The sequence below is a fragment of the Ruicaihuangia caeni genome (genome assembly GCF_040536845.1).
Classification (GTDB): Bacteria; Actinomycetota; Actinomycetes; order Actinomycetales; family Microbacteriaceae; genus Ruicaihuangia; species Ruicaihuangia caeni.
This window is the reverse complement of the sequence record NZ_CP159582.1, coordinates 221,598-237,872: the sequence shown is the minus strand read 5'-3', so window position 1 is coordinate 237,872 and position 16,275 is coordinate 221,598. Positions and strand designations below refer to the sequence as shown.

The following is a 16,275-nucleotide window of genomic DNA, read 5'->3' as shown; positions in this document are numbered from 1 at the left end:
CATGAATAACGACGACATCTTCGACGAGGCGGGCGCCTGGGATGACGCCGCGTTCGACGACAACGAGTACCGTGACGCGGCGGACGCGGTGTACGCGCAGCTGCTGGAGCGCGTCGGGGAGGCGAATCCTCAGCCCAGGCTCGAGCCGACGCGTCGGGTGGCGGAGCTGCTCGGCGACCCGCAGACCGCCTACGCGATCGTGCACGTCACCGGCACGAACGGCAAGACTTCCACCAGCCGCATGATCGAGAGCCTGCTGCGTGCGCACGGGCTGCGCACGGGCATGCTGACGAGCCCGCACTTGCGGCGGTTCAACGAGCGCATCGTCATCGACGGGCGGCCCATCAGCAACGCCGCCCTCAGTGACAACTGGGCCGATATCCAGCCGTATCTGCTGATGGTCGACGCCGAACTCGCCGCCAACGGAGAACCGCCGCTGACCTTCTTCGAGGCGCTGACGGTGCTCGCCTACGCCAGCTTCGCCGATGCTCCGGTGGATGTGGCGGTCATCGAGGTCGGCATGGGCGGCGAGTGGGACTCGACCAATATCGCCGATGGCGCGGTGGCCGTGTTCACACCCATCGCGCTCGACCACACCGACCGGCTGGGTTCGACCCTCGAAGAGATCGCCAGGACGAAAGCCGGGATCATCAAGCCCGCGGCGCGGGTGGTGTCAGCACTGCAAGACCCGGAGGCGATCACCGAGTTGCGCCTTCGGGCATCGCAGAACGAGGCGAGCGTCGACGTCGAGGGAACGGCCTTCGCCGTCGAGAGCACCACGGTCGCGGTCGGTGGCCAGCTGATCACGCTTCGCGGCCTCGGGGGAGAGTACCGCGACCTGTTCCTGCCGCTGTACGGCGACCACCAGGCTCAGAACGCCGCATTGGCAGTCGCAGCGGTCGAGTCGTTCTTCGGCGAGGGCTCGAGGTCGCTCGACGCCGACCTCGTCGCAGAGGGGCTGGGTCAGGTCACCTCACCAGGACGGCTTCAGCTCGTCGGCACCGAGCCGAGCGTCTTCGTGGATGCCGCCCACAATCCGCACGGCGCAGGCGCCCTCGCCAGCGCGCTCACCGCGTACTTCGACTTCGATGAGGTCGTATGCGTCATCGGCATCCTCCACGGGAAAGACGCCCGCGGAATCGTTGAGGCGCTCGATCCGGTCGTCTCGCGCTTCGTGGTCACGGCCTCGAGCTCGGATCGGGCCATCGACGCCGATGAGCTTGCGGCCACCGTCGTCGCCGTCGCAGGCAGCGATCGTGTTCGGGTCGAACCGCATCTCCCCACCGCATTGGACGATGCCCGGGATGACGCCTCGCAGTCGGAGCGCGGTGCCGTGATCGTCACCGGGTCGGTTACGCTCGCCGGCGATGTCATCGACCTCGCGGAGCAGGAGCAGTGGAAGCAGTCATGACCCAGCACGTTCCTGAGGACGATACGCCGATGAGTTCCGCCTCCCACCAGCAGCAGCAGTCGCGGCTCAGGGCGCCGCGTCGTCGTCGGGGGGCCACCGAGTCGCTGCTGTCCGTGGTGCTCGGGCTCGAGATGATGCTCGTGTTCTTCGTCGCGCTGGTCTTCTACGGGCTGCGCAAGCTCGAACCACTGCAAGCGCTCTTCGGCGGCATCCTGGTCGTGGTGCTGCTCGTCATCGCCACTCGGATGCTGCGCTATACGTGGGGCCCCTGGGTCGGCGCTGCGCTGCAACTGATCTTCATCGCTTGCGGATTCCTCGAGCCGATCATGTTCTTGATCGGCGTGGGGTTCGCGGCGATGTACGGGTACTACTTCGCGAAAGGGCGCCAGCTCGATCGCCGCAATGAACGGTTCCGTGCTCGACTCGAGAGCGAGCGCGCGGACGCAGAAACAGAAGGAGAGTAATGGCCGTCGAAGAAACTCTGGTGCTCGTCAAGCCTGACGGGGTGGCGCGGGGCCTCACCGGCGAGATCTTGCGCCGCATCGAGTCCAAGGGCTACAGCCTTGTCGACCTTCGCCTGGTGCAGGCGGAGCGCGACCTGCTCGAGCGCCACTACGCCGAGCATGCGGGCAAGCCGTTCTATGAACCCCTGCTGGAGTTCATGGAGTCGGGACCCGTGGTCGCGATTCGAGTCGCTGGTGAACGCGTCATCGAAGGTGTTCGAGCGCTCATGGGGGCCACCGACCCCACCACCGCTGCCCCCGGCACGATTCGCGGCGATCTCGGCCGCGACTGGGGCCTCAAGGTGCAGCAGAACCTCGTTCACGGCAGCGATTCGCCCGAGACCGCAGCGCGCGAGCTCGACCTCTGGTTCCGCTAGCGCGCGGCGCTGCGCCGCGCAGCGAACGGCAGACGAGGCCACGCTGGTGACGTTTGGCGCGCCCGCACAGCCGATTCTGGCTGGGGCATGCGATAATCGAGAGCAGTCGAGCGGGCCGCGCCCGCATCGGCGCCAGAGAAGGCTTACCGGGCAGAGAACCGGGCCACGCGCAGGGCGAGAGTTCGCCGCGGTGACGGATAGCCAGTTCCGTGAGTGCCGTGAGAGGGCACGCGACGGTGATCGCAGAGGATGCGAGCCGTCAGCAGAGTGAAGGATTCGCGGCAGGTCGCCGCAGGCGACGACCGCACGATAAGAGTTCCCGGAGTGGGTGCGCGGTACCCCGCACCGGGCAGGGAGTGCACCACCGATGGTGGAGAAGAACGAAGAGACACCGAGAAGACGAACGCGCATCTTCGGCGTGCGCCGACGCGCGGCTGAACGAGGGACGAACGGATCGACCGGGAACGGTGGCGCTCGTACGGCCTCCGAGATGGCCGATGGATCAGTGCCGACGAATGCCGCGCCGACGGATGCAATGCCGACGCATGCAGCGCCGACGGATGCTGTCGCGGCCCGTCCCGCCGACCCGGCGGGCGTTGACGCGCCCCTGACTCCGTCAGCGCCTGCATCGGCTGCCGGCGCGGGTGCTGACGACGTGGCCGAGGGCGAGCAGACCGGCACGCCGGCGCAGACGCCGCAGGCCGGTGCCACGATCGATGCGGCCGAGGCCGCCGAAGCAGCCGAAGCACCGGAATCACGAGAAGAAGAGGCGGGAGCCGAGGCCGACGCCGAGGCGTCTGACGATGAGGCGGCACGCCCGGTCGCCACGTCGACGACTTCGCTCATCTTCCACGCGCCGAAGATCGCGGCTCCGCTTCCCGCACTTCGTCGCGATGACATCGACGATGAGCCCAGCAGTGCTGCGCGCGGTCGTCGCCGGCGCCGCGGCGCTGACGCGGATCACGACGAGGAGCCGTCGAGCACGGTGGTGCGCGTGCGCCAGGCACGCAAGCCCCAGGAACTCATCACCGAGCCGCAGCGCATCAAGGGATCGACTCGCCTGGAGGCGAAGAAGCAGCGCCGCCGTGACGGCCGCGATGCGGGCCGCCGCCGGGCAGTGATCACAGAGGCCGAGTTCCTCGCCCGTCGCGAGAGCGTCGACCGAGTCATGGTCGTGCGCTCGAAGCATGGCCGCATCCAGATCGCCGTGCTCGAAGACGATGTGCTCGTCGAGCACTACGTGGCACGGGCCCAGGACGCCTCGCTCATCGGCAACGTGTACCTCGGCCGCGTGCAGAACGTGCTTCCCAGCATGGAGGCCGCGTTCGTCGACATCGGCCGTGGCCGCAATGCCGTGCTCTATTCGGGCGAAGTCGACTGGGAGGCAGCGGCCGCCAACGCGGAGGGCGACGGCAAGAACCAGCCGCGTCGCATCGAGCTCGCGCTGAAGCCCGGCGACAAGGTGCTCGTGCAGGTCACGAAGGACCCGGTCGGACACAAGGGCGCCCGGCTCACGAGCCAGGTCAGCCTGCCCGGCCGCTACCTGGTCTACGTGCCGAACGGCTCGATGAACGGCATCAGCCGCAAGCTCCCCGACACCGAGCGCGCGCGCCTGAAGAAGATTCTCAAGGACGTGCTGCCCGACAACGTCGGCGTGATCGTCCGCACTGCGGCCGAGGGTGCCACCGAGGAGCAGCTCACCAGGGACGTCACGCGGCTGACCTCGCAGTGGGCGGACATCACTCGCCAGGTCGAGAAGGCGCAGGCCCCCGCGCTGCTGCACTCCGAGCCCGACCTCCTCGTCAAGATCGTGCGCGACGTGTTCAACGAGGACTTCACGAAGCTCGTGATCGAGGGCGACGACGCGCGGGAGACCATCGACCGCTACCTGCGCGCGGTGGCGCCCGACCTGCTCGAGCGGGTCGAGCGTTACGAGGGCGAACGCGACAGCTTCGACGAGTACCGCGTCAGCGAGCAGATCGACAAGGCGCTCGAACGCAAGGTGTGGCTGCCCTCCGGCGGCTCGCTCGTGATCGACCGCACCGAGGCCATGACGGTGGTCGACGTGAACACCGGCAAGTTCGTCGGTTCGGGCGGAAACCTCGAAGAGACGGTGACCCGCAACAACCTCGAGGCGGCTGAGGAGATCGTGCGGCAGCTCAGGCTGCGCGATATCGGCGGGATCATCGTGGTCGACTTCATCGATATGGTGCTCGAGTCGAATCGCGATCTCGTGCTGCGTCGCCTGGTCGAATGCCTCAGCCGAGACAGGACCAAGCATCAGGTCGCAGAGGTCACCTCATTGGGCCTCGTGCAGATGACCCGCAAGAAGCTGGGCCTCGGGCTCATCGAGTCGTTCAGCGAGCCCTGCGAGACCTGCGCCGGGCGCGGCATCATCGTGCACCACGAGCCGGTGTTCAAGCACCGCCCCCAGCAGGAATCGGGCGGCAGCGGTCGCGGGCGCCGGAGCAAGGGCGGCAACGGCGGCGGGCAGCAGCCAGCGGCGCAGAAGGCCAACGGCAACGGAACGCACTCCATCACCGAGGACGCCCGTCACGCGCTCGCGCAGATTGCCGCGAGCACAGTGGCCCACACCGCCGAGGAATCAGTCAAAGCAGCCGTGACGGATGCCGGGGGAGCGGCAGACGCCCCGTCGGTCCCTCTCGAGGACCGTCCGGCCGCCGACGAGGGTTCTCCCCGCGCCGACTCGGCCGCGCCGCAGGCACGCGCGAAGAATCGACGCGGCCGTGCCGCTGCGCCGCAGGCTGCTGCGGAGTACCCGCCCTCGAAGTCGCATGGCGATGTCCTCGGTGATGTCGTGAGCCGCGAGGGTGAGGCCGCGAAGAGCGAGGAGGCGCCGGTGTCGATCCTCGACATCCCGCTGCCGGTTTCGAACGCCCAGCGCGCGAAGCGCAGCGTCGACCTCAGTGCGACGGAGCAATTGCTCGAATCGGTGCTCGACGCACTGCCCGAGCCGAAGCGACCCGGTCAGGGCCGGTCTTCGCGGCGTGCCTCGTCGTCAGGCGGAGCGCCCGAGCAGATCGGCTGACGCCACCCACGCAGCGACGTCTTGAGCGGCCGCGCGTCGAGCATCCTGACCGATTGCGTCTGGATCAACCGGCGCGTGGCCGTTTGTCGCGCTGCCGCACTCGCAAGCCGCTTCCGATGAGTCGGCGCGCGAGCTCACTGCCGCTCACGGGCTCTGCGCCGAGTGCGATCAGCTCGGCGACGCGGTGCTCGGGCACGTCGTAGTGGTCGTGGTCGAAGGAGCGACTGGGAATCCCAGCCGACTCGGCGAACGCGTGCAGTTCTTCCAGCGAGGTGTCGCTGACCACGTGAGCCCACAGGGTGCCGTGCGCCGGCCAGACGGGCGGATCGATCAGCACGGCCATGCGCCGAGCCTATGCCTGCTTTCGGGCGACGCCACCGCTCGTCCGACTCCCGGCCGGGCGGGGCGAACTTCACGGCGCCGACGCTGGTCGCAGCGGTGCCGTCACGGCATCCGTCCCGCTGCTGATAGAATCGAACGCCTGGTCACCTCGCAGTGCGCCACGGATGCCGCTCGCAGCGGTTTGACCGTGCATGTGCCGGTCAAGTATTCTTGATCGTTGGCGTGCGCCGGCTTCGGTCCGCGCGAGGTGCCAAGAGATTTCCTCTGACAAGTAAGGGTTACAAGTGGTTTACGCAGTTGTGCGCGCCGGCGGCCGGCAGGAGAAGGTCGAGGTCGGCTCGGTTCTCGTCGTCGACCGGATCGCGGCAGACAAGGACGGCAAGATCGAGCTCGCCCCCGTGCTGCTCGTCGACGGTGACACCATCACGCACGACGCGAAGTCGCTCGCGAAGGTCAAGGTCACCGCTGAGGTGCTCGGCGACCTGCGCGGCCCGAAGATCGTCATCCAGAAGTACAAGAACAAGACCGGGTACAAGAAGCGCCAGGGCCACCGCTCGGAGCTCACTCGCGTCAAGATCACCGGCATCAAGTAAGGCAGCGCAGCAATGGCACACAAAAAGGGAGCATCGTCCACCCGTAACGGTCGCGACTCGAACGCCCAGCGCCTCGGCGTGAAGCGCTTCGGCGGCCAGGTCGTCAGCGCCGGCGAGATCATCGTCCGCCAGCGCGGCACGCACTTCCACCCCGGCGTGAACGTCGGCCGTGGCGGCGACGACACGCTGTTCGCGCTCGAAGCAGGCGCAGTGCAGTTCGGCACCAAGGGCGGCCGCAAGGTCGTCAACATCGTGGCTGCCGGCTAAGTCAGACATCACTCCAGGGGCGAGCTTCGGCTCGCCTTTGGTGTTTCAGGGCAGGGTTCAGGGCAGAGAGGAGCGAACCATGGCGACGTTCGTCGACGACGTGGTGCTGCACTTGCGCGCCGGCAACGGCGGCAACGGCTGCGTCTCGGTGCGCCGTGAGAAGTTCAAGCCCCTCGGCGGGCCCGACGGCGGCAATGGGGGCAAGGGCGGCGACATCGTGCTCGTCAGCGATCCCCAGGTCACGACACTGCTCAGCTACCACCGCGGGCCGCACCGCACCGCCGAGAACGGCGGCTTCGGCATGGGAGACAACCGCGAGGGCCACAACGGCGCCGACACCGAACTCCCCGTACCGGTCGGCACGGTCGTCAAGGACGTCGACGGCAGCATCTTGGCCGACCTCGACGAGCCCGGCATTCGTTTCGTCGTCGCGCCGGGAGGCGTCGGCGGGCTGGGCAACGCCGCTCTCGCGAGCCAGAAGCGCAAGGCGCCCGGCTTCGCGTTGCTGGGCACGCGCGGCTGGCAGGGCGACGTGCGCCTCGAGCTCAAGACCGTTGCGGATGTCGCCCTCGTCGGCTATCCGAGCGCCGGCAAGTCGAGCCTCATCGCCGCGCTCTCGGCGGCGAAGCCGAAGATCGCTGACTATCCGTTCACCACACTGCACCCCAATCTCGGCGTCGTGCAGGCCGGTTCCATGCGCTTCACGGTCGCAGATGTGCCCGGCCTCATCGAGGGCGCGAGCGAGGGGCGCGGACTCGGGCTCGAGTTCCTCCGCCACGTGGAGCGCTGCGCTGCGCTGGTGCATGTGCTCGACTGCGCCACGCTGGAACCTCAGCGCGACCCCATCACCGACCTCGAGGTCATCCTCGGCGAACTGGCCGCATATCCGGTTCCCGAGGGGGAGACGCCCTTGCTCGAGCGCCCGCAGTTGATCGCGCTCAACAAGACGGATGTGCCAGACGGCACCGACCTTGCCGCGATGGTGCGTCCGGAGCTCGAGCAGCGGGGCTATCGCGTGTTCGAGGTCAGCGCGGTGAGTCGCGCCGGTCTGCGTGAGCTCTCGTTCGCCATGGCCGAGATCGTCGAAGCCGCGCGTCTCGAACGTCTCGCGCAGCCCGAGGCTCCGCGCATCGTGATGCGCCCCCGACCCGTCGACGAGGCTCCGTTCACCATCACGGTCGAGGGCGGAACGCACGGCAACGTCTACCGTGTGCGCGGCGAAAAGCCAGAGCGCTGGGTCGAGCAGACCGACTTCCAGAACGATGAGGCGGTGGGCTACCTCGCCGACCGGCTCGCCAAGATCGGCATCGAAGAGGGGCTGTTCAAGGCCGGCGCGGTTGCGGGAGCCACCGTCGTCATCGGCGGAGAGGACGGCATCGTGTTCGACTGGGAGCCGACGCTCACCTCGACTGCTGAGCTCGTGACGAGCCCCCGCGGGCTCGACGAGCGCATCAGCGGGGGAGCTCGTGCGACTCGCGCCGAGCGGCGCGAAGCGTACTTCGAGCGCATGGACGCGAAGGCGGCGGCGCGTGAAGAGCTTGCGCGAGAGCGCGCGGCCGGCATCTGGCGCGATGACGAAGGGTTCGAGGTTCGGCGCGACCGCGGCCAAGCCGCCTCCGATGGCGATGCCGGTGAGGCCGATACGGAAGAATCTCAGTCGTGAGCTCTGGCGTCGAGACCCCGCACGGCGGGGTGCGGATGCCGTTGAGCGAGCGCGCCGGGATCCCCACCGCCCGCCGCATCGTCGTCAAGGTGGGGTCGTCATCGATCAGTGGCCACAACGCGGGGCGGATCGCGCCCCTCGTCGATGCCCTCGCGGTGGCGCATGCCCGGGGGAGCGAAGTGGTTCTCGTCTCTTCGGGTGCGATCGCGACGGGCATCCCCTTCTTGAAGCTCGATGCGAGACCGAGCGACCTCGCAACGCAGCAGGCGGCCGCGGCCGTCGGCCAGAACGTGCTCATGGTGCGCTACCAGGAGAGCCTTCGCCGATACGGCATCATCGCCGGGCAGGTGCTGCTCACGGCCGGCGACCTCGAGAACGCCACGTCGCGCGGCAACGCGCAGCGTGCCATCGACCGCTTGCTCGCCCTGGGCATCCTTCCGATCGTCAACGAGAACGACACGGTCGCGACTCATGAGATCCGCTTCGGCGACAACGACCGTCTCGCGGCGCTGGTCGCGCAGTTGCTGCGTGCTGATGTGCTGATTCTCCTGAGCGACGTCGACGGGCTCTACACCATGCCTCCCGAGCGTCCCGGCGCCGAGCACATCGCCGAGGTCCCGTTCGGCGACGCTCTGGCCGAGGTCGAGATCGGCGGCACCGGCGCAGCAGGCGTGGGAACAGGCGGGGCCGGCACGAAGGTCGGTGCTGCACGGTACGCGGCGGCGCACGGCATCCCCGTGCTGCTCACCTCTGCCGACGAGGTCATGACCGCAGTGAGCGGCCGACGCACAGGCACCTGGTTCGCTGCGAAGACCCCGGATTTCGCCCTCACGGCGCCCGTTCCGACCTCTCGAGCCACCCGCTAGCGCCCAGCGTGCAGGCATCGTGACCCAATAGACTCGGGTCATGCCTGACACCGCTACGCTCACGTTCCACGACAAGCTCGTGGCGGCGCGGGACGCCGCCCGAGGGCTCGTCACGATCACTACCGCGCAGAAGAACGCTGCGCTGCAGGCGATCGCCGACGGCGTTCGGGGAGGCATCGAACGCATTGTTCCCGCGAACGAGCTCGACCTCGCAAACGGCCGCGAGAGCGGCATGAGCCTGGGGCTGCAAGACCGTCTCAAGCTCGACCAGCCACGACTCGAGGCGCTCGCGCAGGCCGTCGAACAGATCATCGCCCTCACCGACCCCGTTGGGCAGACCGTGCGCGGTTCAGTGCTGCCGAACGGTCTCTCGATCAATCAGGTGCGAGTGCCGTTCGGCGTCATCGGTGCGATCTACGAGGCGCGACCCAACGTCACGATCGACATCGCGGCGCTGGCGCTGAAGAGCGGTAATGCCGCAGTGCTTCGCGGCGGGTCGGCGGCGCAGCACACCAACGGCGTGCTGGTGGAGATCATCCAGGACGCGCTCGAGTCGGCAGGGCTGCCGCGAGCATCCGTGCAGACGATCGATGAGTTCGGGCGCGATGGCGCGAAGCAGCTCATGCGCGCTCGCGGCTTCGTCGATGTGCTCATTCCTCGGGGGAGCGCCTCGCTCATCAGCACCGTGGTCAACGAGTCGACCGTGCCCGTCATCGAGACCGGCGCCGGCGTGGTGCACATCTTCATCGATGAGAGCGCTGACGAGCAGATGGCCGTCGACATCGTCCGCAACGCCAAGGTGCAGCGCCCGAGCGTGTGCAACGCCGTCGAGACCGTGCTCGTGCACCGCGCGGCGGCAGACCGGCTGCTGCCGGGCGTGCTGCAGGCGCTCCGCGAGTCCGATGTCACAGTGCACGGCGACGAGGGCGTCATCCAGCTCTTCGCAGATGCCGTACCCGCCTCCGATGCCGACTGGGCCTCGGAGTATCTCTCGCTCGACCTCTCCGTGAAGCTCGTCGACTCCATCGACGAGGCGATGGCCCACATCCGCAACTACACCACCGGACACACCGAGTCGATCATCACGAACGACCTGCACAACGCCGAGCGGTTCCTCGCAGAGGTCGATGCCGCGGTGGTCATGGTGAACGCTTCGACGAGGTTCACCGACGGAGGCGAGTTCGGCTTCGGAGCCGAGGTCGGCATCTCGACCCAGAAGCTGCACGCTCGCGGACCGATGGGGTTGGCCGAGCTGACGAGCACGAAGTGGGTCGTGCGGGGCTCCGGTCAGGTTCGCAGCTAGACTCGTAGACGACTTTCGAATGGAGAACCACCTATGTCGCTGATCACCGCTGTGCTTGCCGCGTCCGAGGGCGGCCACGAGCTGGCTCCCCTGATCGCGCCGGCGCCGGTCATCGCAGGCGTCATGGCCGTGCTGTTCATCGCGGGTGCCGCGGTCACGTTCAGCTACCGCGATGTCACCAACCGTCTCGGCTACCACCGCAAGGCGGCCGAGGCGCGCGTCGAGAAGCCCGCCGACGAGCAGTAGGCGGCGCCTCCCTTGATGGCCGAGGTGACCGGGCGTCGTCCGCGCATCGGTGTGATGGGCGGCACGTTCGATCCCATCCATCACGGGCACCTCGTGGCCGCAAGCGAAGTGCAGCAGCACTTCGACCTCGATGAAGTGATCTTCGTGCCCACGGGCGAGCCGTGGATGAAGAGCGATGTGTCGCCGAGCGAGCACCGTTACCTCATGACGGTCATCGCTACCGCGTCGAACCCGCGTTTCGGCGTGAGCCGTGTCGACATCGAGCGAGGCGGCAAGACGTACACCATCGACACGCTGCGCGATCTCCGCGCACTGCGGCCCGAAGCCGACTTCTACTTCATCTCCGGCGCCGACGCGATCGCCCAGATCCTCGAGTGGAAGAACGTCGAGGAGTTGTGGGAACTTGCTCACTTCGTGGCCGTCTCGCGACCGGGCCACGCACTGAGCATCAGCGGACTCCCAGCGCGCCGCGTAAGCTCGTTGGAGGTTCCCGCGCTGGCGATCTCGTCGACCGACTGCAGGCAGAGGGTGAGCCGGGGGTACCCGGTGTGGTACTTGGTTCCAGACGGCGTCGTCCAGTACATCTCGAAGTACCACCTCTATCGGAGCAAGCAACCGTGAGCGCAAGACAGCACCAGCACATGAGCCGGCGCGAGGCGCGTGAGTATGAGCGCAAGCTCGCCGCGGAACGCGAACTGCGCGAGGCGATCGAGCAGCGCGAGGTCAGCAGCGCCTCCGACGCTGGTTCCGCGAGCGAGCCGAGCAGCGCACCCGCCTCGGCGCCGACAGAGGCGGAGTCGACCGATCGAGCGTCGGTGGCACCGTCCGCTCCCTCTGACGAGGCGGCTCGACCGGCCGTGCCGCAGGACTCGACCGCTCCATCGACGGCTGCGAGCGCCGGAGCACCGATGTCGATGGCGTCGGCTCCCTTCTTCGTGAACGGCCAGCCGATGACGCGTCGGCAGCTCCGCGAGCTGCGCAGGGCGCAGGAGGCCGGCGCGGTGCCGCCGCTCGTCGAACCCGGCGAGCATGAGCCGGCTGCCCGTGGTCCGCTCGCCCCGGTCGAATTGCCCGAGGTGCCGAACGTCAGCACAGGCAGCGCACCGGTGATGCCCGCCCCGGTCACGTCCCGGCCTTCGAACACGAGCCCCCAGCGTGCTGCTGCAGGCGACGCCGACGCAGGAACCGCCGACGCAGCGGCATCAGTCACCAGTGGCGCTGAGGCGGGGCCGTCCGACGCCGGCGAGGCTCCGGTTCGCCGGCGTGATCGGCTCCGCCCGTCCGCAGTGTCGGCCGGTTTCGCGAGGTCGACCGAGTCTGCGGCATCCGCGGAGGCGCCCGTAATCGAGCCTCAGCCATCGTCCACGCCTGAGTCGCAGCAGCTCATCGAGAGCACGCCGTTCGCCTCCGACGCGCGACAGGCGGCGGCCCCGGCGAACGAGACTGTTCCAGAGATCGTCGAGCGCAGCCCGTTCGCGCGAGCGGAACCGACTGCCCGCGAGGCGGACGCACCGAGCGCCGCTGCTTCCGAGGGAGAGCAGGATGCCGCGCACGACACGGACTTGCGTGAGCGCAGCACCGCCTTCGACTCGATGGTCAGCCCTGAGGCCGGTGGCTCGACGGTCAGCGCCGCGGCCCTCGTGCTGCCGTCGGTGCCTGGTCACAGTGATCTGCCGCGCGCCCTCGACGGCACCGGCGAGATCATCATCACCGACAGCATCAGGCTCTCGGGCGGTCTGGCCGCCACTGGCAGCCACAGCACCGGGCTCGACGGCATCGAACTCGACCGGCTGCTCGATGCCGACGACCGCGCCGCGTCGCAGGCCGTCAGCGATTCGCAGCCGGTGCGCGCCTCGAAGGCCATCAGCACGAGCAGCGCGACGCGCGGTGTCATCCAGACCAAGAAGCCCCGGGGCAACAAGTTGCTCACCGGGCTGGCGATCACGGCATCCGGCCTTGCGGTCGGAGTCGTGGCATTGCTCGTCATCGGCGTGCTGAACGGAGTCTTCTAGTGGGCGGCATTCCGCTGAGCGACGTCGGGTGCGCCGCGTGACGGCATCCGAGAACGCACTGCAGCTCGTCGCGATCGCCGCGAGGGCGGCCGATGCGAAGGGCGGCGAAGATCTCGTGGCGCTCGACGTGTCGAAGCCACTTCCGCTCGCCGACGTGTTTCTCCTCGTGAGCGCGGGCAGCGAGCGTCAGGTGCTCGCGATCGCCGACGAGATCGAAGAGAAGCTCGCGGAGCACGGCACGCACGCGCTTCGGCGCGAGGGACGGTCCGAAGCCCGCTGGGTGCTGCTCGACTTCGGCGACCTCGTGGTGCACGTATTCCATCAGGAGGAGCGCGTGTACTACGCGCTCGAGCGGCTCTGGCGCGATTGTCCGGTGATCCCGGTACCGATCGACGGGCCCGGCGAACCGGCCTGATCGGTTCCCCAACACCCCCGTGGTCGTGGCGTCTGACAGGCGGCTCGCTCAGGCGCGCTGCGAATGTTGCGGAATGCGACATCCTGGCTGAACACCAAGCAACGGCTGATTAGGCTTGTCGGGTACCCAAGGGCGCCTGAGCGGCGCCTCGGCATCCATCGAGAACGATCTCTGGATGCCGCCGTCCTCTCACCAGGAAGCGCTTCCGCCTGTGATCACTGTCAGCCATGTCTCCAAGACCTTCGGGTCGGGCGACGCCGCGGTGACCGCGCTCGACGATGTGAGCCTGCAGGTGGCGCCTGGCGAGATCTTCGGCGTGGTCGGCCAGAGCGGTGCCGGCAAGTCGACCCTGATCCGCACCGTCAACCTGCTCGAGCGGCCCGACAGCGGAAGCGTCATCGTCGACGGGCAGGAACTCACCACGCTCAGCGACTCGGCGCTTCGCCGAGCTCGCCAGCACATCGGCATGGTGTTCCAACACTTCAATCTGCTCGAGAGCCGCACCGCGCAAGGCAACGTCGAGCTCGCGCTCGAGCTGGCGGGCACCGACTCCCGCGACCGCAAACGCCGTGCGTCGGAGATCCTCGACCTCGTCGGTCTCGGCGCCAAGGCCGGCTCGTTTCCGTCTCAGCTCTCGGGCGGGCAGAAGCAGCGCGTCGGCATCGCTCGCGCCCTTGCTGCTGAACCCAGGGTGCTGCTCTCAGACGAAGCGACCTCCGCACTCGACCCCGAGACGACGCGATCGATCCTCGAGCTGTTCAAGACGATCAACGAGCAGCTCGGCCTCACCGTCATGCTGATCACGCACGAGATGGACGTCGTGAAGGGGATCTGCGATTCTGCGGCGCTCCTCGAGCACGGCCGAGTGGTCGAGACCGGGGGACTGGTCGAACTGATCTCGACGCCCGGCTCGCGCCTTGCTGCAGACCTGTTCCCGCTCGGCGACGCGACACCCGCGCCCGGCACGACTGTGATCGACATCACGTTCAGCGGCGGGTCGGCTGATCGGCCCGTGATCGCACAGCTCGCGCGCGATCACTCGCTGGACGTGTCGATCCTCGGCGCCGTCATCGAGTCGATCGGCGGCAGCCAGGCGGGTCGCACTCGCCTCGAGCTTCCGGGCACGCCGGCGCAGAACGCCGCTGCGGTCGACGACCTCCGAGACCAGGGGCTGCTCGTCGAGGTGCATTCCGCCGATGCAGCGGGAGGTGTCTCATGATCGACGTCAACGACCCGAACTTCTGGCCCCAGCTCTGGGAGCTGATGCTCGTCGCCACGGGGGAGACCCTCTACATGGTGGGCGTCGCGCTCATCTTCACGGTGCTGCTCGGCCTGCCACTCGGCATCGCGGTCGTCGGCACCGAGCGCGGTGGCCTCTTCGAGCGGGTGCTCGGCTCACGCCGGCTCAGCGCCGTCATCAACTGGGTGCTGAACTTCATCGTCAACCTCGGCCGCAGTGTGCCGTTCGTGATCCTCATGGTCGCGCTGATCCCCGTGACGAGGTTCCTCGTCGGCACCTCGATCGGTGCGACGGCGGCGATCGTGCCGCTCTCGCTGGTCGCGATCCCCTTCTTCGCCCGCATGGTCGAGATCGCCATCAAGGAGGTGGATGCCGGGCTCATCGAGGCCGCGCATTCGCTCGGCGCCACCCGCTGGCAGATCGTGTCGAAGGTGCTGGTGCCCGAGGCTCTGGCGCCAATGGTCCTCGGTCTATCGACGACGGTCACCTCGATCATCAACTTCTCGGCGATGGTCGGCGTCGTGGCGGGTGGCGGTCTCGGGTCGGTAGCGATCCGCTGGGGCTACCAGCGCTACAGCGTCATCCACATGATCATCGTGATCATCATCATCTTCATCATCGTGATGGTGCTGCAGTGGTTGGCCACCTGGGGCGCGCGCCGACTCACCCACCGCAGCGGCGACACCGGCAAGCGCAAGCGAATGTTCGAGAGCGTCGCCGGCGGCTGAGCCAGTCTGAAGCCGACCGCATCCGCTCCACCCTGATGCAACCTCTCTCACCGTCGAGTTCCGGGCTCTCGCGTTTCACAGCGTCCGGAGGACCGACGGCTTCACCACGCCTGAAACCACAGCAAAGCAAAGGAAACACCATGACGTTCATCTCTCCGAAGCGCCTCGCCGGCGTCGGTCTCGCCGCCGCCCTCACCATCGGCCTTGCCGGCTGCGGTGCGGCGAGCGACGCCGGCAGCACTGACGCCGGTAGCGGCGACGTGCAGACGATCAAGGTCGGCGCGCTCGCGATCCCGGCAGGGGAACTGCTCCAGTGGGTCGACGAGAACCTGGCCGCCGACGCCGGCCTCGACATCGAGTACATCGAGTTCACCGACTACAACACGCCGAACACCGCCCTCGTCGATGGCGATGTCGACGCGAACCTGTTCCAGAACACGACCTTCCTCGCCAACTTCAACACGGCCACCGGAAGCGACCTCGTGAGCGTGGGCGAGGTCTACCTGCCGGTCGCGGCGTTCTACAGCGACAAGATCACTGATATCGCCGACCTGGAGAAGGGCGCGAAGATCGCGATCCCGGACGACCCGACCAACGAGGGGCGTGCACTCGAGATGCTCGCCGCCGAGGGCCTGATCGAGACCACCGAGAACCCCTCGACGCTCAACGACGTGACCTCGAACCCGAACGACTTCGAGTTCGTCGAGATCGAGAACGCCTCGCTCGCCGCGGCACTTCCCGACGTCGACGCCGCGTTCGTGACGATCTCGTTCGCGTTGCCCGCCGGCCTCAAGCTCGAGGACGCCATCCTTGTCGAGGGTGAGAGCAGCAAGTTCTTCAACGTGCTCGCCACGACTCCTGAGCTCGAGAACGACGAGCGCGTGCAGAAGCTCTACAACCTCCTACTCTCTGACGAGGCTCAGGCCTACATGGAGGAGACCTTCGGCGACCAGATGATCCCGGTCACCAAGTGAGCTGATCCCGGCAGTGCCATGCACGGCTGATGAGCGCCCGGCTTCCGTCTATCGGGGGTCGGGCGCTTGCCGTACCGGCTCGGCACGACCGCGCGTCGAGCCCGGTCACGGTGCGAAGCCGGCCAGCGAAGTCCACGCGGTGGTCAGCGGCTGCCGGGGCATGTAGTAAAGTAGATGAGTCGCCTCCGCGAGGAGGTCGACCGAAACGGGTCTGTGGCGCAGCTGGTAGCGCACCTGCATGGCATGCAGGGGGTCAGGGGTTCGAGTCCCCTCAGATCCACCATTG

The 16,275-nt window shown here is 67.9% G+C and carries 17 protein-coding genes and 1 tRNA gene; 17 read left to right on the top strand and 1 reads right to left on the bottom strand.

Annotated features, from left to right (window positions below):
• The first annotated feature begins 1 nt into the window (after position 1).
• The 4 genes from ABV606_RS01120 to ABV606_RS01105 all read left to right on the top strand — a co-directional run bounded on the left by ABV606_RS01120 (position 2) and on the right by ABV606_RS01105 (position 5,340).
• Positions 2–1,411 carry a bifunctional folylpolyglutamate synthase/dihydrofolate synthase gene (locus ABV606_RS01120; RefSeq protein ID WP_353988032.1) on the top strand — a complete coding sequence of 470 codons (1,410 nt, stop codon included), beginning with the start codon at positions 2–4 and terminating at the stop codon, positions 1,409–1,411.
• Positions 1,408–1,875: a DUF4233 domain-containing protein gene (locus tag ABV606_RS01115; RefSeq protein ID WP_353988031.1), complete on the top strand. Its 468-nt coding sequence runs from the start codon at positions 1,408–1,410 to the stop codon at positions 1,873–1,875. The genes ABV606_RS01120 and ABV606_RS01115 overlap by 4 nt, the downstream gene beginning before the upstream one ends.
• The gene (ndk, locus tag ABV606_RS01110; RefSeq protein ID WP_353988030.1) at positions 1,875–2,291 is read left to right on the top strand and encodes a nucleoside-diphosphate kinase; all 417 of its coding nucleotides are present in this window, start codon (positions 1,875–1,877) and stop codon (positions 2,289–2,291) included. The genes ABV606_RS01115 and ndk overlap by 1 nt, the downstream gene beginning before the upstream one ends.
• 490 nt (positions 2,292–2,781) lie before the next feature.
• Positions 2,782–5,340 (top strand): Rne/Rng family ribonuclease, encoded by a 2,559-nt coding sequence (locus tag ABV606_RS01105; protein WP_435415202.1) that lies wholly within the window; start codon positions 2,782–2,784, stop codon positions 5,338–5,340.
• A 64-nt stretch (positions 5,341–5,404) separates the two neighbouring features.
• Here the strand turns inward: ABV606_RS01105 and ABV606_RS01100 are convergent, their stop codons facing one another.
• Positions 5,405–5,683 carry a DUF4031 domain-containing protein gene (locus ABV606_RS01100; RefSeq protein WP_281487605.1) on the bottom strand — a complete coding sequence of 93 codons (279 nt, stop codon included), beginning with the start codon at positions 5,681–5,683 and terminating at the stop codon, positions 5,405–5,407.
• 283 nt (positions 5,684–5,966) lie between these two features.
• On the opposite strand from ABV606_RS01100, the gene rplU reads away from it, so the two are divergent.
• The 13 genes from rplU (at position 5,967) to ABV606_RS01035 (ending at position 16,272) form a co-directional block, all read left to right on the top strand.
• A complete protein-coding gene (rplU, locus tag ABV606_RS01095) occupies positions 5,967–6,275 on the top strand; it encodes a 50S ribosomal protein L21 (protein WP_281487606.1) in 309 nt (102 codons plus the stop codon).
• Between the two features lie 12 nt (positions 6,276–6,287).
• Entirely contained in the window at positions 6,288–6,542 is a 255-nt protein-coding gene (gene rpmA / locus ABV606_RS01090; RefSeq protein ID WP_281487607.1) for a 50S ribosomal protein L27, read from the top strand.
• A gap of 79 nt (positions 6,543–6,621) precedes the next feature.
• Positions 6,622–8,205, top strand: coding sequence for a GTPase ObgE (gene obgE, locus ABV606_RS01085; protein ID WP_353988028.1), 1,584 nt, complete (start codon positions 6,622–6,624; stop codon positions 8,203–8,205).
• A gap of 35 nt (positions 8,206–8,240) precedes the next feature.
• The gene (gene proB / locus ABV606_RS01080) at positions 8,241–9,071 is read left to right on the top strand and encodes a glutamate 5-kinase (RefSeq protein WP_353988752.1); all 831 of its coding nucleotides are present in this window, start codon (positions 8,241–8,243) and stop codon (positions 9,069–9,071) included.
• Positions 9,072–9,111: 40 nt separating this feature from the next.
• Complete coding sequence (locus ABV606_RS01075) at positions 9,112–10,374, top strand: glutamate-5-semialdehyde dehydrogenase (protein ID WP_353988027.1); 1,263 nt, start codon at positions 9,112–9,114, stop codon at positions 10,372–10,374.
• A gap of 33 nt (positions 10,375–10,407) precedes the next feature.
• Positions 10,408–10,620, top strand: a complete 213-nt coding sequence (locus ABV606_RS01070; RefSeq protein ID WP_281487610.1) for a hypothetical protein — start codon at positions 10,408–10,410, stop codon at positions 10,618–10,620.
• A 15-nt stretch (positions 10,621–10,635) separates the two neighbouring features.
• Positions 10,636–11,241 carry a nicotinate-nucleotide adenylyltransferase gene (nadD, locus tag ABV606_RS01065; RefSeq protein WP_281487611.1) on the top strand — a complete coding sequence of 202 codons (606 nt, stop codon included), beginning with the start codon at positions 10,636–10,638 and terminating at the stop codon, positions 11,239–11,241.
• Complete coding sequence (locus tag ABV606_RS01060) at positions 11,238–12,632, top strand: hypothetical protein (protein ID WP_353988026.1); 1,395 nt, start codon at positions 11,238–11,240, stop codon at positions 12,630–12,632. Before nadD ends, ABV606_RS01060 begins: the two co-directional genes overlap by 4 nt.
• A gap of 37 nt (positions 12,633–12,669) precedes the next feature.
• Positions 12,670–13,047 (top strand): ribosome silencing factor, encoded by a 378-nt coding sequence (rsfS, locus tag ABV606_RS01055; protein WP_353988025.1) that lies wholly within the window; start codon positions 12,670–12,672, stop codon positions 13,045–13,047.
• A gap of 175 nt (positions 13,048–13,222) precedes the next feature.
• Positions 13,223–14,266 carry a methionine ABC transporter ATP-binding protein gene (locus ABV606_RS01050; protein WP_353988024.1) on the top strand — a complete coding sequence of 348 codons (1,044 nt, stop codon included), beginning with the start codon at positions 13,223–13,225 and terminating at the stop codon, positions 14,264–14,266.
• A complete protein-coding gene (locus ABV606_RS01045; protein WP_281487615.1) occupies positions 14,263–15,015 on the top strand; it encodes a methionine ABC transporter permease in 753 nt (250 codons plus the stop codon). Before ABV606_RS01050 ends, ABV606_RS01045 begins: the two co-directional genes overlap by 4 nt.
• A 140-nt stretch (positions 15,016–15,155) precedes the next feature.
• Positions 15,156–15,989: a MetQ/NlpA family ABC transporter substrate-binding protein gene (locus tag ABV606_RS01040; protein WP_353988023.1), complete on the top strand. Its 834-nt coding sequence runs from the start codon at positions 15,156–15,158 to the stop codon at positions 15,987–15,989.
• A gap of 207 nt (positions 15,990–16,196) precedes the next feature.
• Positions 16,197–16,272, top strand: a tRNA-Ala gene (locus ABV606_RS01035).
• Positions 16,273–16,275 lie beyond the last annotated feature (3 nt).

Coding starts and splice junctions, on each gene's coding strand:
- ABV606_RS01120 (WP_353988032.1), top strand. CDS start 2: ATGAATAACGACGACATCTTCGACGAGGCGGGCGCCTGGGATGACGCC.
- ABV606_RS01115 (WP_353988031.1), top strand. CDS start 1,408: ATGACCCAGCACGTTCCTGAGGACGATACGCCGATGAGTTCCGCCTCC.
- ndk (WP_353988030.1), top strand. CDS start 1,875: ATGGCCGTCGAAGAAACTCTGGTGCTCGTCAAGCCTGACGGGGTGGCG.
- ABV606_RS01105 (WP_435415202.1), top strand. CDS start 2,782: ATGGCCGATGGATCAGTGCCGACGAATGCCGCGCCGACGGATGCAATG.
- ABV606_RS01100 (WP_281487605.1), bottom strand. CDS start 5,683: ATGGCCGTGCTGATCGATCCGCCCGTCTGGCCGGCGCACGGCACCCTG.
- rpmA (WP_281487607.1), top strand. CDS start 6,288: ATGGCACACAAAAAGGGAGCATCGTCCACCCGTAACGGTCGCGACTCG.
- obgE (WP_353988028.1), top strand. CDS start 6,622: ATGGCGACGTTCGTCGACGACGTGGTGCTGCACTTGCGCGCCGGCAAC.
- proB (WP_353988752.1), top strand. CDS start 8,241: ATGCCGTTGAGCGAGCGCGCCGGGATCCCCACCGCCCGCCGCATCGTC.
- ABV606_RS01075 (WP_353988027.1), top strand. CDS start 9,112: ATGCCTGACACCGCTACGCTCACGTTCCACGACAAGCTCGTGGCGGCG.
- ABV606_RS01070 (WP_281487610.1), top strand. CDS start 10,408: ATGTCGCTGATCACCGCTGTGCTTGCCGCGTCCGAGGGCGGCCACGAG.
- nadD (WP_281487611.1), top strand. CDS start 10,636: ATGGCCGAGGTGACCGGGCGTCGTCCGCGCATCGGTGTGATGGGCGGC.
- ABV606_RS01050 (WP_353988024.1), top strand. CDS start 13,223: ATGCCGCCGTCCTCTCACCAGGAAGCGCTTCCGCCTGTGATCACTGTC.
- ABV606_RS01045 (WP_281487615.1), top strand. CDS start 14,263: ATGATCGACGTCAACGACCCGAACTTCTGGCCCCAGCTCTGGGAGCTG.
- ABV606_RS01040 (WP_353988023.1), top strand. CDS start 15,156: ATGACGTTCATCTCTCCGAAGCGCCTCGCCGGCGTCGGTCTCGCCGCC.